General features: G+C 73.1%; 16 protein-coding genes. 11 read left to right on the forward strand and 5 right to left on the reverse strand.

Features of this window, described 5'->3' with window-relative positions; translation table 11 throughout:
* Positions 1-11 precede the first annotated feature (11 nt).
* Together OSR43_RS21180 and OSR43_RS21185 are read right to left on the reverse strand one after the other, a co-directional pair.
* On the reverse strand, positions 12-1,442 hold the full coding sequence (locus OSR43_RS21180) for a glycosyltransferase family 87 protein (RefSeq protein ID WP_302268816.1): 1,431 nt from the start codon (positions 1,440-1,442) through the stop codon (positions 12-14).
* A 49-nt stretch (positions 1,443-1,491) separates the two neighbouring features.
* Positions 1,492-3,753, reverse strand: coding sequence for a transglycosylase domain-containing protein (locus tag OSR43_RS21185; protein WP_302268817.1), 2,262 nt, complete (start codon positions 3,751-3,753; stop codon positions 1,492-1,494).
* A 231-nt stretch (positions 3,754-3,984) separates the two neighbouring features.
* Between OSR43_RS21185 and OSR43_RS21190 the strand changes: the two genes are divergently transcribed.
* The 3 genes from OSR43_RS21190 (at position 3,985) to OSR43_RS21200 (ending at position 6,927) form a co-directional block, all read left to right on the forward strand.
* Positions 3,985-4,572 (forward strand): PadR family transcriptional regulator, encoded by a 588-nt coding sequence (locus OSR43_RS21190; RefSeq protein ID WP_302268818.1) that lies wholly within the window; start codon positions 3,985-3,987, stop codon positions 4,570-4,572.
* A 79-nt stretch (positions 4,573-4,651) separates the two neighbouring features.
* Positions 4,652-5,737 (forward strand): inositol-3-phosphate synthase, encoded by a 1,086-nt coding sequence (locus OSR43_RS21195; protein WP_302268819.1) that lies wholly within the window; start codon positions 4,652-4,654, stop codon positions 5,735-5,737.
* 266 nt (positions 5,738-6,003) lie between these two features.
* Positions 6,004-6,927, forward strand: coding sequence for a hypothetical protein (locus OSR43_RS21200; protein ID WP_302268820.1), 924 nt, complete (start codon positions 6,004-6,006; stop codon positions 6,925-6,927).
* A gap of 118 nt (positions 6,928-7,045) precedes the next feature.
* Here OSR43_RS21200 and OSR43_RS21205 read toward each other — a convergent pair whose 3' ends face one another.
* Positions 7,046-7,522, reverse strand: a complete 477-nt coding sequence (locus OSR43_RS21205) for an SRPBCC family protein (protein WP_302268821.1) — start codon at positions 7,520-7,522, stop codon at positions 7,046-7,048.
* Between the two features lie 376 nt (positions 7,523-7,898).
* Positions 7,899-9,326, reverse strand: coding sequence for a CCA tRNA nucleotidyltransferase (locus OSR43_RS21210; protein WP_302271749.1), 1,428 nt, complete (start codon positions 9,324-9,326; stop codon positions 7,899-7,901).
* Positions 9,327-9,393: 67 nt separating this feature from the next.
* Here OSR43_RS21210 and OSR43_RS21215 point away from each other — a divergent pair, with 67 nt between their 5' ends.
* From OSR43_RS21215 to trxA, 7 genes are all read left to right on the forward strand, one after another.
* Positions 9,394-11,670, forward strand: a complete 2,277-nt coding sequence (locus OSR43_RS21215) for a DUF6049 family protein (protein ID WP_302268822.1) — start codon at positions 9,394-9,396, stop codon at positions 11,668-11,670.
* Positions 11,667-13,340, forward strand: coding sequence for a murein biosynthesis integral membrane protein MurJ (gene murJ, locus OSR43_RS21220; RefSeq protein WP_302268823.1), 1,674 nt, complete (start codon positions 11,667-11,669; stop codon positions 13,338-13,340). Before OSR43_RS21215 ends, murJ begins: the two co-directional genes overlap by 4 nt.
* Positions 13,341-13,404: 64 nt before the next feature.
* On the forward strand, positions 13,405-15,321 hold the full coding sequence (locus tag OSR43_RS21225; RefSeq protein ID WP_302268824.1) for a protein kinase family protein: 1,917 nt from the start codon (positions 13,405-13,407) through the stop codon (positions 15,319-15,321).
* Positions 15,318-16,094 (forward strand): RNA polymerase sigma factor SigM, encoded by a 777-nt coding sequence (gene sigM, locus OSR43_RS21230; protein WP_302268825.1) that lies wholly within the window; start codon positions 15,318-15,320, stop codon positions 16,092-16,094. Before OSR43_RS21225 ends, sigM begins: the two co-directional genes overlap by 4 nt.
* Entirely contained in the window at positions 16,091-16,900 is an 810-nt protein-coding gene (locus OSR43_RS21235; protein WP_302268826.1) for a hypothetical protein, read from the forward strand. Before sigM ends, OSR43_RS21235 begins: the two co-directional genes overlap by 4 nt.
* Before the next feature lie 151 nt (positions 16,901-17,051).
* Positions 17,052-18,068 carry a thioredoxin-disulfide reductase gene (trxB, locus tag OSR43_RS21240; protein WP_302268827.1) on the forward strand — a complete coding sequence of 339 codons (1,017 nt, stop codon included), beginning with the start codon at positions 17,052-17,054 and terminating at the stop codon, positions 18,066-18,068.
* Between the two features lie 106 nt (positions 18,069-18,174).
* Positions 18,175-18,504 (forward strand): thioredoxin, encoded by a 330-nt coding sequence (trxA, locus tag OSR43_RS21245; RefSeq protein ID WP_302268828.1) that lies wholly within the window; start codon positions 18,175-18,177, stop codon positions 18,502-18,504.
* Between the two features lie 10 nt (positions 18,505-18,514).
* Here the strand turns inward: trxA and OSR43_RS21250 are convergent, their stop codons facing one another.
* Complete coding sequence (locus OSR43_RS21250; protein ID WP_302268829.1) at positions 18,515-19,174, reverse strand: GNAT family N-acetyltransferase; 660 nt, start codon at positions 19,172-19,174, stop codon at positions 18,515-18,517.
* A gap of 52 nt (positions 19,175-19,226) precedes the next feature.
* On the opposite strand from OSR43_RS21250, the gene OSR43_RS21255 reads away from it, so the two are divergent.
* Positions 19,227-20,441: a pyridoxal phosphate-dependent aminotransferase gene (locus OSR43_RS21255; protein ID WP_302268831.1), complete on the forward strand. Its 1,215-nt coding sequence runs from the start codon at positions 19,227-19,229 to the stop codon at positions 20,439-20,441.
* Positions 20,442-20,471: the final 30 nt, after the last annotated feature.

Below are 20,471 nucleotides of genomic sequence, written 5' to 3' on the forward strand. Positions count from 1 at the left end.
CGCCTGGCCGCTCAGCCGACGAGCGCGCGCGAGCGCGGTGGCGGGGCAACCCACCCGGTCTCCCGGACCGGGTCGTGCCGGGGACGCAGCACGTCGCGGGCGACGATCCCGACCAGGTAGAGCTCGCAGGCGACCCGCGCGAGGATCGCGACCCAGTAGAAGCCGACGTCGCCACCTCCGGCCGGCGCGAGGTACCCGCCGAGGTACCACCACACCGAGGCGAAGTAGAGGACCTCGCCGGCCTGCCAGACCAGCTGGTCGCGCCAGCGCGGCCGCGCCAGCACGGCCAGCGGCAGCAGCCACAGGACGTACTGCGGGGAGTAGACCTTGTTGACCAGCAGGAACCCGGCGACGACCAGGAACCCCAGCTGGGCCAGCCGCGGCGTCTCGGGCGCGCGTAGGCCGAGCACCAGCACGCCCAGGCACCAGGCGCCGAAGAACAGCCACGAGCCGACGTTGATGGTGTGGGCGCTGATCGTGGTGTCGAGCGCCTGCTGCGCCACCAGCCACACCGAGCCGAGGTCGGCGCCGCGCTCGGAGTTGAAGGACCAGAAGACCCGCCACTCCTCCGGACCCGAGAGGTACGCCGGCAGGTCGGCCAGCACCCAGGCGGCGGCCGCGGCCCCCGTGGCGACCGCGACGTCGCGCAACCGCCGGTCGCGCAGGCAGATGACGAGGATGCCGCCGAGCAGGAACAGCGGGTAGAGCTTCGTGGCCGTGCCGAGGCCGATCAGCACCCCGGTCAGCAACGGCTTGTCCCGCGACCACGCCCAGGTCGCGGCGGCGACGAACCCGACGGCGAGCAGGTCCCAGTTCACCAGCGCGGTCAGCGCCAGCGCCGGGGACACGGCGTACATCAGGGCGTCCCAGGGCCGTCGTGGGTGGGTGCGCGAGAGGAACCACGCGGTCAGCAGCGCGACGGCGGCCAGGCCGAGCGCGTTGACCACGACGTACCAGCGGATCTCCGACTGGACCTCGCTGTCGCCGAAGAGCGAGTCCACCGGCTGCCGCGCCCGGTCGGCGAGGTCGGGCACGCCGACGTGGTCGGCGACCTGCGCCAACCAGGCGGTCCCCCAGGCCCAGTAGGAGATCCCGACGGGGTACTCCATGACCTCGTAGCGGGACCGGACCTCCGCGTCCTCGGTGTAGGGCCAGGCCCGCTCGACCATGCCGCGGCCGGTGTAGAGGTAGGGCAGGTCGGAGTAGCACATGTGCGCGTAGCGCTGCTGCCCGTCGCTCCAGGTGTCCTCGAAGCAGCTCTGCTTCTGCACCATCCCCAGCGCGAAGCACAACGCCGTCAGCGCCAGGACCACCCGCAGCGGCGTCCACCAGCGGTGCCCAGCGCCGCGGGTGCCCATCGGTCCGCCGATGCCCTCGCTCAGCGAGCGCGCGACCGGGTCCTCCCGGGTGGGGTGGACGTGGTCGGGCACCTGCGGCTCCATCAGTGCTCCCTCAGCGGGCCATCGGCGGGGTACCTGCCGCGCGGGCGGGTCAGCCCCGTCCGCGCGGTGCGGCCTCGCGCGACGGCCCCGCGGCCGGCGACGCGCTGCCGCTCGGCGCCTGGCTCGGCGGCGGCGAGCTGGGCGGCGGCGAGGACGGCTCGCCGCAGCCGAGGATGTCGCAGCTCGGCGACGGCTCGGCGGTGGGCGTCGGCTCCTGCGACGGGGTCGGCTCCTGGGAGGGCTCCGGCGTCTCCGACTCGATGCCCGCGCTGGGCTGCGGCTGCTGGGGCTGCGGCTCAGGCTCGCCCGTCGGGGTGGACGGCGGGACGTACGGCGCGTGGCCGTCGCTCGGCGCGTCGCCGTCGACGTACACCGGGTCGGGGAAGTCCTCGACCGGCAGCCCGTCCATGAGGACCTCCATCGCGTGGGTCCAGGTGCGGGCGGGGTAGGAGCCGCCGAAGTACTCCGGCAGCCAGCCCATCAGCTGCTCGTTGCCCTTGCCGCGGACGTACATCACCGCGGTGGCCATCTGCGGGGTGTAGCCGGCGAACCACGCCGAGGACACCTCGTCGCGGCCGTTGGTGGCCGTGCCGGTCTTGCCGGCCGCGGGCCGCCCGAGCGCGAGCGCCGCGGTGCCCGACCCGCCGGTGACGTTCTGCTGCAGGGCGTAGGAGACGTCCGCGGCGATGTCGGCGTCGAGGACGCGCTTGGGCTCGGGGCCCTGCTCCGCGTGGGAGTAGCGGGTCTCGCCGCTGTCGTCGACGACCTTCTCGATGATGAACGGCTCGGCGTACACGCCCTCGTTGGCGATCGTGGCGTAGCCGTTGGCCATGTTGATCGGGCTGACGGTCGCGCTGCCCAGCGCCACGGTGGCGACCGGCTCAAGGCCCGGCGAGGTGTTCGGGAAGCCGGGGTCGTTGCGGCCCGCCTCGGTCGGCGGGATGCCCATGGCGTTCATCATCTTGACGACCTTCTCCGGGCCGCCGTCCATGCTCGTCGTCATGTCGACGAAGGCGGAGTTCGCCGACTTCTGCGTCGCGAAGATCATGTTGATCGCCGAGCCGAAGCTGTCGTCGCCCTGGTTGGTGACCTCGGTGCCGTCGGGCAGCACGAACGGCGAGTTGCCGTCGAAGGTGTCGTTGAGGGAGAAGCCGTCCTTGATCGCGGCCGCGAGCGCGAACGCCTTCAGGGTCGAGCCGGCCTGACCGCCGGAGACCGCCCAGTTGATCTGGGACTGGAGGTAGTCCTGGCCGCCGTAGAAGCCGCGGACCGCTCCGGTGCCGGGCTCGACGCTGGCGACCCCGACGTGCAGCTCCTTGTCCTTGAAGCCCTCGGGGCGCTCCTCGAGGACCGCCTCCTTGGCCGCGGCCATCGCCTTGGGCGTGAACGTCGTCGTCACCCGCAGGCCGCCGCCCTCGATCTCCTGGGGGGTGAACCCGAGGCGGTCGAGCTCCTTGCGGACCATCGTGAGCATGTGGCCCTTCTGGTCGCCGTAGGTGCTCTCCGCCCGCTCCTGCGGGAAGTCCGGCAGCCGCTTCTTGGCCTTGGCCGCCTCGTCCTCGGTGATCATGTCGAGCTCGGCCATCTGGTTCAGCGTGTACTCGTAGCGGCCCGTGAGCGCCTCGCGCGAGTCCTTGCCGTTGGCCGGGTCGAAGCGGCTGGGGTTGTTGAGCACGCTCGCGAGGACGGCGCTCTGGCGCAGGTCGAGGTTCTTGGCCGGGCGCTGGAAGAACGCCTGGGCGGCGGCCTCCACGCCGTACGCACCGCGACCGAAGTAGATGGTGTTGAGGTAGCCCTCGAGGATGCGCGACTTGCTCTGCTGGCGCTGGACCTTCAGCGACAGGATCGCTTCCTTGATCTTGCGCTGGTAGCTGCGCTCCTGGGAGAGGTACAGGATCTTGACGTACTGCTGGGTGATCGTCGAGGCGCCCTGGCGGGCGTTGCCCTGGGCGTTGTTGAACGCCGCGCGGACGATGCCCTTGGGGTCGATGCCGCTGTCGGTCCAGAACGTCTCGTTCTCCGCCGCGACCACCGCGTCCTTGAGCGACTGCGGCATCTGCTCGAGGTCGATCGACACCCGGTTCTGGGTGGCGAAGCGACCGAGCTCGGTCTTGCCGTCGTCGAAGTAGACGAACGTCGTCTGGGTCTCGAAGTCCTTGTTCGGGTCGGGGATGTCGATCGTCTGGTAGAGCACGACGAACGCCGCGCCGACCAGGAGCGCACCCACCAGCCCGAGCGCGAGGAGCCAACGCCCGACCCGCCACACCTTCTGCTTGCGGGTGCGGGGTGCCCGCTTCGGGGACTTCTTCACGGCAGGACCTGCGGCCCGGCGCTTGCCATCTCTCACGCTGGTGTTTCTCCTCCGGTGCACGGCTGCGTGCCACGTCCCGGCCCGAGGGGGCCGGCCGCGACCCAGGACAGGGTACGCATCGGGGCCGCCCCACCGGCCTCCGCGCGATCCACGCCACTTCCGGCGGCCTGTGACACGCACTCGACAGGTCAGATGTTCGCAACCGGTGGATATATCGCTACGATAGGTCGCGTGGCACGCCGTGGAGAGACCATCGAGCTCGCAGTCCTCGGACTGCTGCACGAGGGACCCATGCACGGCTACGAGCTGCGCAAGCGGCTGAACCTCATGCTCGGGTGGGGCCGGGTGCTGTCCTACGGCTCGCTCTACCCGACGTTGAAGAAGATGCTGCGCGGCAACCTCATCGAGGAGTCCACCAGCACGAACGTCCCCACCAGCCGTCGGCCGCGGATCGTCTACCAGGTGACCGAGGCCGGCACGCGTGAGTTCGAGCGCCTCATGTCCGAGGTCGGCCCGGCCGCGTGGGAGGACGACAACTTCGACATCCGGTTCGCGTTCTTCGGACGCACCGACATGGAGATCCGGCTGCGCGTGCTCGAGGGCCGACGCATCCGCCTCCAGGAGCGGCTCGACCGGGTGCAGCGGGAGCTGCAGATGACCGTCCAGGAGGTCGACCGCTACGCGGCCGAGCTCCAGCGACACGGCGTGGAGTCCGTCGAGCGCGAGGTCCGGTGGCTCTCGGACCTCATCAACGCCGAGCGGAACCTGGGCCAGGCACCGGTGCAACCGGCCGGTCCGACGCCCGAGCAGACCCCCTGACGAGCAGCAGCAGACCAGCAAGCCGCGCACCAGCGCAGCACACACAGACCTCCGTACAGGTTCAAGGAAGGAAGACCCGATGGGTTCGGTTCGAGTAGCGATCGTGGGGGTGGGCAACTGCGCCACCTCCCTGGTGCAGGGCGTCGAGTACTACAAGGACGCCGACCCCGCGGGCACCGTCCCCGGCCTGATGCACGTCGCCTTCGGCGACTACCACGTCAAGGACGTGGAGTTCGTCGCGGCGTTCGACGTCGACGACAAGAAGGTCGGCAAGGACCTCTCCGAGGCCATCAACGCCTCGGAGAACAACACGATCAAGATCGCCGACGTCCCGACGCTCGGCGTCGAGGTCCAGCGCGGCCCGACCCTCGACGGCCTCGGCAAGTACTACCGCCAGACCATCGAGGAGTCCGGCGCCGAGCCCGTCGACGTCGTCCAGGTCCTCAAGGACCGCGAGATCGACGTCATGGTCTCCTACCTCCCGGTGGGCTCCGAGGAGGCCGACAAGTTCTACGCCCAGTGCGCGATCGACGCCGGCGTGGCCTTCGTCAACGCCCTCCCCGTCTTCATCGCCTCCGACCCCGAGTGGGCCAAGAAGTTCGAGGACGCCGGCGTCCCGATCGTCGGCGACGACATCAAGTCGCAGGTCGGCGCCACCATCACCCACCGTGTGATGGCGAAGCTGTTCGAGGACCGTGGCGTGACGCTGGACCGCACCTACCAGCTCAACGTCGGCGGCAACATGGACTTCAAGAACATGCTCGAGCGCGAGCGCCTGGAGTCCAAGAAGGTCTCCAAGACCCAGGCCGTCACCTCGAACCTCACCGGCTCGCTGTCGGGCAAGGTCCACGACAAGAACGTGCACATCGGTCCCTCGGACTACGTCGCCTGGCTCGACGACCGCAAGTGGGCCTACGTCCGCCTCGAGGGCCGCGCCTTCGGTGACGTCCCGCTGAACCTGGAGTACAAGCTCGAGGTCTGGGACTCCCCGAACTCGGCCGGCATCATCATCGACGCGATCCGCGCCGCGAAGATCGCCAAGGACCGCGACATCGGCGGCCCGATCATCTCGGCCTCGTCGTACCTGATGAAGTCCCCGCCGGTGCAGCTGCCCGACGACGAGGGCCGCCGCCGCGTCGAGGCCTTCATCGCCGGCGAGGAGTGACCTCCTCCCACCGCTGAGCCCTCGCGGCTCGACGTTCGCACGACGGCCCGCCCGGTCCTCCGGGCGGGCCGTCGGCGTCTCTGCGTTCCTGCCACCCGGATCGCTCAATTGAACGGTTCGGGTGGGTCGTCGGGGCGTTCGACGCCTCCGGGCCACCGCGATCGCGCAATTGAACGATCCTGGTGGGGTCCGGTCCTCCACAGCGTGGTGAATACCTGTGGATGACGGGAGCACCGCGCCGCAGGCCGGTGCCAAGGTGCCGAGCCATGGACGAACGACGACCCTTCACGCGCGCCGACGCCGTTGCCGCCGGCATCAGTCCGTGGCTGCTCCGAGGGTCGCGGTACCGACGGATCTTTTGGGGCGTGTTCATCAGTGCCGAGGTGGAGCCGACCGACGAGGAGCGCGTCATCGGTGCCTTGCTCGTCCACCCCGCGGGGGCGTGGGCGAGCCACCGGACCGCGGCCGCCTGGTGCGGTGTCGTCGTACCGGACTCCTCCTTCGTCCACGTGAGCGTCACGAAGGCCAAGGACCGTCGGTGGCTGCTCGACATCAAGCCCCACGTCGCGCCGGTCGGCACGCCCACCCGGATGTGGCGCGGCATCCGGGTCTCCGACCCGGTGCGGATGTTCGTCGAGCTCGCGTCGATGCTCGACCTGGTCGACCTCGTCGTCGCGGGCGACAACCTCCTCCGGGTGTTCCGGATGACCGCCGCCACCCTGCGAGCCGGGCTGGAGAGGACGCGCGACTACTGGTCACCGGCCGCGCGACACGCCGCGGCGTACGTGCGCGACGGCGTCGACTCGCCCATGGAGACGCGGCTACGGATGCTGATCGTGCTCGCCGGGCTCCCCGAGCCCGTGGCCGGCCACGCCGTACGAGCCGACAACGGCGACGTCCTGGTGAGGTTCGACCTGGCCTACCGCGAGCAACGGCTCGCCATCGAGTACCACGGCACGCACCACCGCGACGACCCACGCACGTGGGAGCGGGATCTCCGCCGGAGCGAGCTCGTCGACCAGCTCGGGTGGCACCTGGTCCACGTCACCTCGAAGGACCTCTTCGACACGCCGGCTGGGACGCTCCGTCGCATCTGGCTCGCAGCCGCACGCTTGGGCCTCACCGTCCCGCCGCCCCAGCCGGGGTGGGAGCCGCACTTCACCAACCGGGCGCCGCGACCGGCGAGCTGAGGTGCCAGCCGGATCGTTCAATTGAACGATCCGGGTGGGGGCAGACACGCCTGACGCAGGTCCCGCCACCACAACAACGCAATTGAACGATCCGGGTGCCAGGAGTGCGACCGACGCCTCAGCCGAGCGCCTCGGCGGCGGCCTTGATCTTGCCGAGGGTCTCGGCCATGCCGGCGCGGAGCTCGTCGGTGAAGGTGTCGACGCCGCCGAGGGCGACGCGGGTCAGCACCAGCGAGAGGGCGGAGATGCCCTCGGCGGTCTCCCGGCGGTTGGTCAGCAGGGTGCCGCCGTCGGGGGTGGGCTGGAGGGTGAAGGACCAGGTGGTCCGGTTCTCGGTCACGCGGAAGGCGAAGCGCACGTGCGGGTCGAACGCCGTGACCTTCGCCGTGGTCGGCCACACGAGCGGGCCGCGGTGGTTGAGGTTGAGGAAGGCCGTGCCCTCCTGGACCGGCCGGCCGCGCACGAAGGTGCGCAGCACCTGCGGGCTCCACTCCCGGGCACGGGTCGGGTCGGCCACGAGCGACCACACGGTCGCGGGCGGGGCGGCGACCTCGACGGTCGCCTCGAGGTCCTGGGCGGTTGCGACGCTGGCCATGCCGGCACCCTAGTGGCCCCGGGGGCGACCCCGGCTCCGACGACCTGGCCGACGTCCACGAGGACGCCGACTCCCCCGAGGTGCTCGGTCCCACCGACGAGGTGGCGTACGCCGCCGGGCCGGCCGCGGTCCTCGCCCACGACCTGGCCTCGGGCGACCGCCGCGAGGTGGCCGGCTCGTTCTCGGACGTCTGGGGGGACGACTGGTTCGCGGACCTGCACGACCGCGGCGCGCGCTCCAGCCCCGCCGGCACCTGGTCCATCGGCGACCCGGACGCCTGCGGCGACCCTCGGCTCCACCCCGTGGCCGGCGGGGAGCCGGTCGACACCGGCCTGCCCACCGTCGCCCGTCGACCCCCCGGACGTCGCGGGACGCCTCAGGCCGAGCGGGCCGCCCACCAGGCGAGGAGCTCCTCGCGGGCACGGTCCTCGCCGAGGGGCCCGTGGTCCATCCGCAGCTCCAGCAGGTGCTGGTAGGCCTGCCCGACGTCGCGGCCGGGCCCGATGCCGAGCAGCTCCATGATCTGGTTGCCGTCCAGGTCGGGGCGCAGGGAGGCCAGCTCCTCCTCCTCCGAGAGCCGGGCGATCCGTTCCTCGAGCTCGTCGTAGGTCCGGGCGAGCCGCGCGGCCTTGCGCTGGTTGCGGGTGGTGCAGTCGGCCCGGGTGAGCACGTGCAGGCGCTCGAGCTGGTCGCCGGCGTCGCGCACGTAGCGGCGGACCGCGGAGTCGGTCCACTCCCCCGTGCCGTAGCCGTGGAAGCGCAGGTGCAGCTCGACGAGCTTGGTGACGGCCTCGATCTCGTCGTTGGAGAAGCGCAGCGCCTTCATCCGCTTGCGGGTGATCTTGGCGCCGACCACGTCGTGGTGGTGGAAGGTGACGGTGCCGTCGTCGACGAACCGGCGCGTGCGCGGCTTGCCCACGTCGTGCATCAGCGCGGCGAACCGGGACACGAAGTCCGGCTCCCCACCGAGCCGGTCCTCGAGGTCGATGGCCTGCTCCAGCACGGTCAGCGTGTGCTCGTAGACGTCCTTGTGCCGGTGGTGCTCGTCGCGCTCCAGCGCCAGCGCCGGCAGCTCGGGCAGCACCAGCTGGGCGAGCCCGGTCTCGACCAGCAGGGTCAGGCCGAGCCGCGGGTACGGCGCGCACACCAGCTTCACCAGCTCGTCGCGGACCCGCTCGGCGGAGATGATCGAGATCCGCTCGGCCATCGCGGTCATCGCCTCGCGGACGCCGTCGTCGACGGTGAACCCGAGCTGGGCGGCGAACCGCGCGGCCCGCATCATCCGCAGGGGGTCGTCGGAGAAGGAGTCCTCGGGCCGGCCCGGCGTGCGCAGCACCCGGTGGGCGAGGTCGACCACGCCGCCGTACGGGTCCTCCACCTCGCGCCCGGGCAGCCGCACGGCCATCGCGTTGACGGTGAAGTCGCGGCGGCCGAGGTCGCCGTCGAGGGAGTCGCCGAAGTCGACGTCGGGCTTGCGCGAGTCGGGGTCGTAGCTCTCCGAGCGGTACGTCGTGATCTCGACCTGCCACTCGCCCCGGCGGCAGCCGATCGTCCCGAAGGCGCGGCCCATGTCCCAGATCGCGTCGGCCCACCCCTTCAGCAGCCGCTCGGTCTGCTCGGGCCGGGCGGAGGTGGTGAAGTCCAGGTCGTTGTGCTGGCGGCCCAGCATCGCGTCCCGGACGGGGCCGCCCACCAAGGAGAGCTCGTGCCCGGCGTCGGCGAAGCGGCGACCCAGCTCGTCGATGACCGGCGCGATGCGGTCGAGCTCCTCGCTCACCGAGCGCTGGACGTCGGCGAGCTGCAGGTGGGGAAGCGGGGCGTCGGGCACGGGGCACGATTCTAGGTGCGGCCGGGCGGATAGTGTCGTCCGCATGCTTCGCCCCCGGTCGCCGCGGCCTGCCCTCGTGGCGGCGGCCCTGGCGCTGGTGGGCCTCGGAGCCGGTACGGCGGTGGTCCCGGCCCCGGCCGACGCCGCCGGAGCGCCCGTGGCGGTCTCCTCCGCCGCCACCTCCGCCGTCGTCGACGACGAGGCCGCGCTCGAGGTGACGATCGACTCCCTGACCCCCGGCGCGATCCCGCGGCGCGGCCCGATCCGGGTGAGCGGCTCGGTGACGAACCGCAGCGGGGAGACCTGGCGGCGGATCAACCTCTACCCGTTCCTCGGCGAGACGCCGATGACGACCTCCGAGCAGCTGGCGGCTGCCGCCACCGTCCCGGCCGGCGAGTACGTCGGCGGCCGCATCACCGACGTGAGCGACACCATCGAGGAGCTCGAGCCCGGCGGCTCCCAGCAGTTCTCGATCCGCCTGCCCCGCGCCTACACCGCCACGCGCACCGCTCCCGGCGTCTACTGGTTCGGCGTCCACGCATCCGGGGAGTCCTCCGCCGGCCGCGACGACGTCGCCGACGGCCGCGCCCGGACCTTCCTCCCGCTGGTGCCCCGCAGCACGCGCGGCCAGGTGGAGACCGCCGTGGTGGTCCCGCTGCGCCGCGCGCTCACCCGCGAGCCCGACGGCTCGCTGGCCGACGTCCCCGGCTGGATCCGCACCCTGGGCAGCGAGGGGTCCCTGCGGTCCCTGGTCGACCTCGGCGCGTCGGCCGGCGACCGCCCGGTCACCTGGCTGGTGGACCCCGCGCTCGTCGACGCCGTCCGCCGCCTCGCCGCCGGCAACCCGCCGCGCTCCCTCGCCCCCACCCTCGGGGGGCAGCCGATCGCACCCTCCGACCAGCCCGACGCCGCCTTCTCCTCGGACCCCTCCGCCTCGGCGAGCGCCGACGAGGACGGCGAGGACGGCGAGAACGGCCAGGACGGCGAGCAGGGCGAGGGCGACGGCCAGGGCGGGGACGGCGAGCCCGTCCACGAGCCCACCGCCGAGGAGGCCGAGGCCGCGCAGGTGGCGTCGGCGTGGCTGGGCCGGCTCAGCGAGGCGATGGAGGGCGACGACGTGCTCGCGTTGCCGTACGGCGACCTCGACGTGGCCGGTGCGCTCACCCACGACCCGGACCTGCTCACCCGCGCCCGCGCCCGCGCCGAGGAGGCGACCAGCTCCTGGGAGGTGGCGACGTCACCGGCGCTGGGCTCCCCCACCGGGTTCCTCGACCCCGCCGCGGTCGTCGCCGCCGACCCGGACACCACGATGCTGGTCACCGACCGCGAGCTCGGAGCGGACGCCCCGGGCGTCGCGAAGGTCCGCGGCCACCGGCTGGTCGTGACCTCCTCGGGCGCGGCCGCCGGCGGCCCCGGACCCGACGACCCGCTCGCCGCCGTCTCGCTGCGCCAGCGGGTGCTGGCCGAGGCGGCCGTGCGCCTGCTCGGTCCCGGCCGCAAGCCGCTGGTCGTCCAGCTGCCGACGGGGTGGTCCCCCAGCTCGACCACCGGCTTCTTCGACGGCCTCGATGAGGACTGGGTCGACGTCAGCACCGTGGGCGACGTGGCCGGCCGCGAGGGCACGGCCGTGGCGCTCGACGACCTGGACTACCCCGAGCGCCAGGTCCGGCAGCGGCTCGACGAGGACGCCTTCGAGGCGGCGACCGGCCTGATCGAGGCCGGGGAGGTCCTGCAGCACGTGCTCCGCGACAACACCCGCGTGGCGGCCGAGGTCGCCGACGAGGGCCTCGCGTCGCTGTCGTACTCCTCCCGCGACCGGCCCACCACGGCCCGGCTCGCCGTGCTCGGCTCGCGGCAGGAGATCGACGGGCTCCTCGGCAGCGTCGTCATCGAGGCACCCCGCGGCGTCGCTCTCTCCAGCGCCAGCGGCGGGTTCGGCGCGAGCGTGGTCAACGGCCTCGACGAGCCGGTCGAGGTGAGCATCGAGGCCGTCACCGACGACCCCGCCGCCGTCTCCATCACCGGACCCGAGACGATCGAGGTCCCGGCGCGCGGCCGCACCCCGGTCCTGCTCGACGCCACCACCCGCGAGCCCGGCGTGCACCGGGTGCGGCTCGTCCTGACCGACCACACCGAGGACCCCGACGACCGGCACACACCCCTGGGCTCGACCGACGAGCTCTCGATCCGCTCCATCCAGGCCAGCGCCGTGATCTGGGTGATCATGGGCGTCGGGGCCCTGCTGCTGTTCAGCGCGATCGCCGTGCGGCTGGTGCGCCGCGTGCGCCGGGCCCGCCGCGAGGAGGAGGCCACCACATGACCCGCACCGAGACCGGGACCGACGCCGAGGCCGCCAACGACGAGCGCTCGGTGCTGTCCAACAGCGCCGTCATGGCGGCCGGCACGGTCGTCTCCCGGCTGAGCGGCTACGTCCGCACGCTGCTGCTGGCCGCGGCGCTGGGCAACGTGCTGCACGCCGACGTGTTCAACATCGCGAACACGATCCCCAACATGCTCTACATCCTGCTGGCCGGCGGTGTCTTCAACGCCGTGCTGGTGCCCCAGCTGGTGCGGGCCGCGAAGGACGACGCCGACCGGGGCGAGGCGTACACCAACCGCGTCGTCACGCTGGCGGCCCTCTTCCTCGGCGTGGTCACCGTCCTCCTGGTGCTCGCTGCGCCGTGGGTGATGGACCTCTACCTCGACGCCGACGTGCCGCCGGACGCCCGCGAGTCGGTCGTCGACTTCGCCCGCTGGTGCCTCCCGCAGGTCTTCTTCTACGGGATGTTCGTGCTCGTCGGGCAGATCCTCAACGCCCGCGGCCGCTTCGGGCCGATGATGTGGGCGCCGATCGCGAACAACGTCATCTCGGTCGCCGTCCTGCTGCTCTACCTCGTCCTCTTCGGCACCGCCACCGAGGCCGAGCGCTCGGCCGGCTTCTCGGCCGACCAGGAGCTCGTCCTCGGCCTGGGCTCGACGCTGGGCATCGCCGCGCAGCTGCTCATCCTGCTGCCCTACCTGCGGGCGGCCGGCTTCAGCTACCGCCCGCGGTTCGACTTCCGGGGCACCGGCCTGGGCCACACCCTGCGCCTGGGCATCTGGACGGTGCTGTTCGTCATCGTCAACCAGGTCGCCTACACCGTCGTGGTGCGGCTCGCGTCCAGCGGCACCGCCGACGGGGCCTCCGACAGCACCGGCTACTCGGTCTACTCCGCGGCGTTCCTCATCATCATGGTCCCGCACTCGGTGATCACGGTGTCGCTGGCGACCGCGATCCTCCCCGGGCTCTCCCGCCGGGCCGCGGAGCGCGACCTGCCGGGGCTCGGCCGCTCGCTGTCCTCGACGCTGCGCACCGCCCTGGCCGTCGTGCTGCCCTTCGCCGCCCTCCTGCCGGTGATCGCGCCCGAGCTGGCGCGGGTCATCTCGCTCGGGGCGGCCGCGGACACCTACGAGAACTACATCGGCACGCTGGCCGTCTTCGGCCCCGGCCTGGTCCTCTTCACCGTCCACTACCTGATGCTGCGCGGCTTCTACGCGCTGGAGCAGACCCGCACGGTGTTCTACGTCCAGTGCGGCGTCGGGGTCACCAACGTCGTCGCCGCGCTGGTGCTGGTCGCCACCACCGACGACGCCGCGACCGCGCCCGCCCTCGCGGTCGCCTACGCCGCGGCCTACCTCGTCGGCGCCCTCCTTTCCTACACGGTCCTGGCCCGCCGGCTCGGCGGGCTGGGCTCCCCGGTGCTGGTCCGCTTCCTCGTCCGGATCGCCATCGCCGTCGCGGTGTCGACCGCCGCCGCCTGGCTCGCCTCGATGCTCCTGGACAGCCTGGGCGACACCTCGACGTACGCCGTCTCCGTGGTCCGCGCCGTCGTGGTGACCGGCGTCGACGTCGCGGTGTTCCTGGTCCTGGCCCGGCTCCTGCGGCTGACCGAGGTGACCTCGGTGGTCGAGACGCTCACCCGACGGCTTCCGCTGCCCCGGCGGCGCTGACGGTCCTACGATGACCCGACCGGGGCGACCCGGGGCCCGAGAACGTCGAAGGGATGAGGAGGCTGTGCCGCAGACCGCCCGGCCAGGAGACGTCCTCGCCGACCGCTACCGCCTCGTCGACCTGCTCTCCGAGAGCCGCGGGGGGCGGTTCTGGCGGGCCCACGACCGGGTCCTCGAGCGGCACGTCGCCCTGCACGTCATCGACGCCGCCGACGACCGCGCTCCGGGGCTGATCGACGCGGCGCGGCGCTCGGCCACGGTCCTGGACCGGCGCGTGCTCAGGGTGCTCGACGCCGAGCGGCTCCACGGCGTCTGCTACGTCGTCAACGAGTGGGGCACGGGGGTCTCCCTCGACATCCTGCTCGCCACCACCGGCCCGCTGAGCCCCCGCAAGGCGGCGTGGCTGGTGGCCGAGGTCGCCGACTCGATCGCCACCGCGCACGCCGCGGGCGTCGCCCACGGGCGCCTCGTGCCCGAGAACGTCCTCGTCGAGCGCACCGGCCAGGTCAAGGTCATCGGCCTGTCGGTCGACGCCGCCCTCCACGGCCTGCCCGCCGACCGGCCGGCCACCGACGTGACCGACCTCGCCGGGCTGCTGTACGCCGCGCTGACCGGGCGGTGGGCCGGCGTCTCGCCCTCCGCGGTCCCGTCCGCGCCGCAGGAGGCCGGCCACGTGCTGCGGCCCCGGCAGGTCCGTGCCGGCGTCCCGCGACCGCTCGACGCGCTCTGCGAGGCGCTGCTCAACCCCTACGCCGCGCGGCGCGACCTGCTCGAGGTGAGCACCGCCCGCGGGGTGGCCGACTACCTCCAGGAGTTCGTCGGGGACCCCACCGGCGTGCCCGAGGCGCTCGCCGCGGCCGCCCCCTCGCTGCACCGCCCGCAGACGATCGTCCTGCCCGCCGTCCCCGACGTCGTGCCCCACGCCGACCAGCACGGCGACCCGGGCGAGGAGCAGCAGGACTCCGGCACCAGGGCCGGCGGGCAGGCCCCGTCCGCCCCTCCCCCGCGGCACGCCGACCCGGCGCCGGCCACCCCCGCCACCCCCGCCGCGGCCGAGCTGCCGACCGAGGCCGGCCTCCCGATCTTTGACGACGCCACCGACGACGTGTCGTGGCTCGAGCGGCGCACCGAGCCCGTGCCGCCCCCGCCGCCCTTCGAGGAGCCGCCGAGCCGGCCCCTGTTCGCGCCCGACCCGGCCGACGGCGCGCCCGCGCGGCGACCGAGGCCGGGGGTGGTCCACAGCAGCGCCGGCCCGCACGCGTTCGCTGCCGGGACGGCCGGCGGGTCGTCGTACTGGCCCTGGGACACCGGTGACGGCCGGGCCGTCGACAGCGCTCCGCCGGCGGACGACGAGGAGACGGGCACGCTGGACCGGGTGCCCGGTCGTCGCTGGATGCGGCTGGCGATCGTCCTGGCGGTCTGCGCGGTGGTGCTCGTCGTCACGGTCGTGGCGGTCAACGTGGGCCGCGGTCGCGGCCCGCTCGGCACCCAGCCCGACGACGACCCCACCACCAGCACGAGCGCGGTCGCGCGACCCCTGCGCGACCTGCCGGTCGAGGCCGCCACCGACCTCGACCCCCAGGGCGGCGACGGGTCGGAGAACGCCGAGCTGACCGCCCTGGCCGTCGACGGCGACCCGGCAACGGCCTGGCGCACGGCGACCTACCGCCAGCAGCTCGGGCCCGAGGGGCTCAAGACCGGTGTCGGCCTCGTCCTCGACCTGGGGTCCTCCCAGCGGGTCTCCGAGGTGGGCCTGACCCTCGGTGGCGCCCCGACCGCGGTGTCGGTCCACGTCACCGAGTCCGCGCCCGTCGCGGTCAAGGACCTCGCCGTGGCCGGCGCCGACACGCTCGAGGAGCGCGGCCGGGTCGAGCTCGAGGAGCCGGTGACCGGGCGGTACGTCGTCGTGTGGCTCACCTCCCTGCCGGAGGTCCCCGGCGGCTACCGCGGGGAGGTGGCCGAGGCCGTGGTCCGCGGGTGAGCGAGCGGACCGACGACCGGACCGACGCCGAGCTGCTCGCCGCACACGTCGCCGGCGACCACGAGGCGTTCGGACGGCTCGTCGCCCGGCACCGGGACCGGCTCTGGGCCGTCGCCCTGCGCACCACCGGGAACCGCGAGGACGCCGCCGACGGGCTGCAGGACGGCCTCGTCGCGGCGTACCGGCGGGCCGGGTCGTTCCGCGGCGACGCCGCGGTCACCACCTGGTTGCACCGCGTGGTCGTCAACGCCTGCCTCGACCGGCTCCGCGCGGCGCGGGTGCGCCGGACCGAGAGGCTGCCCGACGACCTCGAGGAGTACGGCGACCGCGGCACCGCGTCGCCGGACCCCGGCGTCGAGGACCCGGCCGACGCGAGCGTGCGCACCGAGCGGCGGCGCGCCGTGCTCGCCGCCCTCGCCGCACTGCCCGCCGAGCAGCGGGCCGCGCTCGTGCTGGTCGACATGGAGGGCTACCCCGTCGCCGAGGTGGCCGTCATCCTGGGCTGCGCCGTGGGCACCGTGAAGTCGCGCTGCTCGCGGGGGCGGACCAGGCTGGCCGAGCTGCTCGAGCTCGAGCGTCCGGTGCGGCCACCGTCACCCGGGAGGAACCTCCGGGCGGGCCGACGCGTCCCAGGACGGGCCGACCTGACAGGATCTGCGGCCGCCCCGACACCCGGGACGACCGGGGGCGCCGACACCGGTGGCACCCGAGACCACGCCCAGGACAGCCAGGACACCCAGAACACCGAGCCCGCCGGAGGAGGTGCGCCATGACCGGTCCCGAGACCGTGCCCGACCCCCGCGAGGAGGAGGTGCGCCGCCTGCTGGCCGACGTCCGGCACGCCGAGCCCGTGCCCGTCGACGTCGCCGCACGGCTGGACCGGGTGCTCGCGCAGCTGGCCGAGGGTGAGGACGTCCCCTCCTCGGCCGACGAGCTCGCGGTGCGCCGCCGGCGCCGCGCGGCCGGGCTGCTCGCCGCTGCCGCGTTCGTCACCGTGGTCGGCCTCGGCCTCGGACAGGTCCTCCCCGCGGGCAGCGGGAACGACGACTCCACCAGCGCCGGGTCGAGCGCCGCGGGCGGCGGTGCTGCCGAGGACGGCGGTCGCCGGGACGGCGGGGGCGGCTCCACGCAGGACCGCACCGACGGCGTGCCCGGCGAGGCCGCACCCCGCCCCTCGACCGGCTCCACCGGCTCCGCACCGGGGGCGGTGCAGGACGAGAGCGCCTTCGGCGCGCTCGTCGCGTCGGCCCGCCGGCCCGTCCGGCTGCGCTCGGACCGGTTCGCCGCCGACGCGCTGCGTGCCCGGGACCGCGTCGACGCGGGCCGGACCGACGTCCGGGACCTCGACGGCGGCCTGGAGCGGGACCGGCCCCGGGGCACCGACCGCCGGACCGACGGCGCGGCGTACTTCGAGTGCACGCCGGCCGACTGGGGCGCCGGCGCGGCGGTCCCGGTGCTCTACGACGGGGAGCCGCACGTCCTGGTGTTCCGGGCGCCCGCCGGCGACAGCCAGGTCGCGGACCTGCTCCAGTGCGGGACCGGCGACATCCTGCGCTCCACCACCCTCCCGGCCGACTGACGCACGCAGCGCGACGGCCCTCCCCGGCGGCGCCTCACCCAGGTCCGGCGCGGAACATTCCTCGCCTACGATCGGTTGGACCAGCCAGCACCCCATCGTCCGGCGCGAGCGAACGCCGGCAGCCACCGCATCGCGAGGAGACGTCGACTCCATGTCCGACACCGCACCCCGTCAGGTCATCATCATCGGCTCCGGCCCGTCCGGGTACACCGCCGCGGTGTACGCCGCCCGGGCGAACCTGAACCCCCTGGTCTTCGAGGGCTCGGTGACCGCCGGCGGCGCGCTGATGAACACCACTGACGTCGAGAACTTCCCCGGCTTCCGGGACGGGATCATGGGCCCGGCGCTGATGGACGAGATGCGCGCCCAGGCCGAGCGGTTCGGCGCCGAGCTGGTCCCCGACGACGTCGTCGAGGTCGACCTGACCGGCGACGTCAAGGTCGTCAAGACCGCCACCGGCACCCACACCGCCCATGCGGTGATCCTGGCGACCGGCTCGGGCTACAAGAAGCTCGGCCTGCCCAAGGAGGACGAGCTGTCGGGCCGCGGGGTGTCCTGGTGCGCGACCTGCGACGGCTTCTTCTTCCGCGAGCAGCACATCGCCGTCGTCGGTGGCGGTGACTCCGCGATCGAGGAGGCGACGTTCCTGACCCGGTTCGGGTCGAAGGTGTCGCTGATCGTGCGCCGCGACGAGCTGCGCGCCTCCAAGATCATGCAGGACCGCGCCTTCGCCGACCCCAAGCTCGAGATCGAGTGGAACTCGGTCGTGGAGGAGATCCACGGCACCGACCGGCTCGAGGGCATCACGCTCAAGGACACGGTCACCGGCGAGACCCGCCGGATGGACGCCACCGGGCTGTTCATCGCGATCGGCCACGACCCCCGCTCGGAGCTGCTCCGCGGCCAGGTCGACCTCGACCCCAACGGGTACGTCGTCGTCGAGCACCCCTCGACCGGCACCAACCTGCCGGGTGTCTTCGCCGCCGGTGACCTGGTGGACCACCACTACCGCCAGGCGATCACCGCCGCGGGCACCGGGTGCGCCGCCGCGCTGGACGCCGAGCGGTTCCTCTCCGCCCTCGACACGGTCTCGGCCACCCCCGCGGAGGCGCAGGCGCGCATCGACGCCGAGGTGGCCTCCGAGACCGTGCAGACCGCCGGCGCCTGACGCTCCTCGCCCGACACCCACCGGGGGCCGGAACAACCGTCGGCGCACCGGTGTTCACTCCTCAGCAGCACCCCGCAGCACCAACACTCCAGGGAAGGATCCTCACGTGGGCAACATCGCAGCCGTGACCGACGCCGAGTTCGAGGCGCAGGTCCTCAAGTCCGACAAGCCGGTCCTGGTCGACTTCTGGGCCGAGTGGTGCGGTCCGTGCCGCCAGGTCGCCCCGATCCTCGACGAGATCGCCGGTGCTCACGGCGACAAGATCGAGTTCTTCAAGATGAACGTCGACGAGAACCCGGTCACCCCGTCGTCCTACCGGGTCACCGGCATCCCGACGATCAACGTGTACCAGGGCGGCGAGGTCGTGAAGACCATCGTCGGCGCCCGCCCGAAGGCGACGCTCCTCAACGAGCTCTCGGAGTTCATCTCCGCCTGACGCGGGTCCCTCAGGACCGCTCCACGGCCCTCGGCACCGTCCCCCGGGACGGAGCCGGGGGCCGTACCGGTCCCGGGGCCGGCCGGACGACGCCGCGCAGCCGCTCCAGCGCCGCCTCGAGCTCGTCCTTCCAGGTCAGCGCCGAGCGCAGCTCCATCCGCATCCGCGGGTTGGTGGGGTGCGCCCGCTGCGTGCCGAACCCCACGCTGGACAGGAAGCCCGCCGGGACCAGGCAGGGCGCCACCGGCCCGGGCAGCGTGGTCCCGAACGCCTCCACCGCGCGGATGCCGCCGCGGCGGATCAGGTCCCGCGCCATGCCCTGCACCAGCATCCGCCCCAGCCCGCCCCCGGCGTGCCGCGGGTCGACCTGGACGGTCGTCAGCAGGACGGCGTCGGCGCTGACCGGCGCGGTGGGGATCCCGGCGGCCCCGGGGACGTACGCCGCGGGCACGTAGACCAGGTGGCCGACGGGCTCGTCGTCGACCAGCGCGACCCGGCCGCAGGAGCCCCACTCGCGCAGCACCTCCGAGAGCCAGGCGTGCTTCTCCCCCGCGGCGTCCTCCACCCGGTGGCGCGAGACGGGGTCGAGCTCCCAGAACAGGCACGTGCGGCACGGCGCCGACAGCGCGTCGAGGTGGTCGAGCGTCAGGCGGACGACCTTGCGGGACATGGGCGCACCTCCTCCTCGCTCATCGTAGGCACGGGCCTGCGAGGATGGGCGGGTGCGCCAGATCCGCCAGAGCCGCAAGCTCCGCAACGTCCGGTACGACGTCCGCGGTCCGATCCTGGTCGAGGCCCAGCGCCTCGAGAGCGAGGGCCACCGGATCCTCAAGCTGAACATCGGCAACACCGCGCCGTTCGGCTTCGAGGCGCCCGAGGCGATCGTGGCCGACATCGTGCACCACCTGCCGGACTCCCAGGGGTACGCCGACTCGCGCGGCATCTACGAGGCCCGCACCGCGGTGATGAACTACTACCAGTCGCGCGGCCTGCGCGACGTCCGCGTCGACGACGTCTTCATCGGCAACGGTGTCTCCGAGCTGATCTCGATGGTGCTGCAGGCGTTCGTGGACGACGGGAACGAGATCCTCGTGCCGGCGCCGGACTACCCGCTGTGGACGGGCGCGGTCACGCTCGCCGGCGGGACCGCAGTGCACTACCGCTGCGACGAGGACGACGACTGGAACCCCGACCTCGCCGACATCGAGTCCAAGATCACCGAGAACACCCACGCGCTCGTGATCATCAACCCCAACAACCCCACCGGCGCGGTCTACAGCGAGGAGACCGTCAAGGGCCTGGTGGACATCGCGCGGCGCCACGACCTGGTCGTGATGGCCGACGAGATCTACGAGAAGATCCTCTTCGAGGACGCCGTCCACCACCACGCCGCGACGTACGCCGGCGACGACGTGCTCTGCCTGACGTTCAGCGGGCTCTCCAAGGCCTACCGGGTCTGCGGCTACCGCGCCGGCTGGGTGATGATCTCGGGCCCCAAGGAGCTGGCGGCCGACTTCATCGAGGGCCTCACGCTCATCGCGAACATGCGCATGTGCGCGAACGTGCCCGCCCAGCACGCCATCCAGACCGCACTCGGGGGCTACCAGTCCGTCGAGGAGCTGATCGGCCCGGGCGGTCGCTACTACGAGCAGGCGATGCTCGCGCACCGGATGCTCAACGAGATCCCCGGTGTCAGCAGCGTCAAGCCCCGAGGCGCGCTGTACTGCTTCCCGCGTCTGGACCCCGAGGTCTACGCCATCGAGGACGACGAGGCGTTCGTCATCGACCTGCTGCGGGCCAAGAAGCTGCTGGTCACGCACGGCACCGGCTTCAACTGGCCCGATCCCGACCACTTCCGGCTCGTCACGCTGCCCGCCGTGGACGTGCTGGAGGAGGCGATCGGCCGGATCGCCGACTTCCTCGCCGTACGTCGCTGACGACCCGCGAGCGGCGACGGGGGCCGGCCC

This window comes from Nocardioides sp. Arc9.136 (genome assembly GCF_030506255.1).
Taxonomy (GTDB): Bacteria; Actinomycetota; Actinomycetes; order Propionibacteriales; family Nocardioidaceae; genus Nocardioides.

Excerpts from the sequence above, each read along its gene's own strand:
- OSR43_RS21180 (WP_302268816.1), bottom strand. The coding sequence starts at position 1,442 with ATGGAGCCGCAGGTGCCCGACCACGTCCACCCCACCCGGGAGGACCCG.
- OSR43_RS21195 (WP_302268819.1), top strand. The coding sequence starts at position 4,652 with ATGGGTTCGGTTCGAGTAGCGATCGTGGGGGTGGGCAACTGCGCCACC.
- OSR43_RS21200 (WP_302268820.1), top strand. The coding sequence starts at position 6,004 with ATGGACGAACGACGACCCTTCACGCGCGCCGACGCCGTTGCCGCCGGC.
- OSR43_RS21205 (WP_302268821.1), bottom strand. The coding sequence starts at position 7,522 with ATGGCCAGCGTCGCAACCGCCCAGGACCTCGAGGCGACCGTCGAGGTC.
- OSR43_RS21215 (WP_302268822.1), top strand. The coding sequence starts at position 9,394 with ATGCTTCGCCCCCGGTCGCCGCGGCCTGCCCTCGTGGCGGCGGCCCTG.
- murJ (WP_302268823.1), top strand. The coding sequence starts at position 11,667 with ATGACCCGCACCGAGACCGGGACCGACGCCGAGGCCGCCAACGACGAG.
- OSR43_RS21235 (WP_302268826.1), top strand. The coding sequence starts at position 16,091 with ATGACCGGTCCCGAGACCGTGCCCGACCCCCGCGAGGAGGAGGTGCGC.
- trxB (WP_302268827.1), top strand. The coding sequence starts at position 17,052 with ATGTCCGACACCGCACCCCGTCAGGTCATCATCATCGGCTCCGGCCCG.
- OSR43_RS21250 (WP_302268829.1), bottom strand. The coding sequence starts at position 19,174 with ATGTCCCGCAAGGTCGTCCGCCTGACGCTCGACCACCTCGACGCGCTG.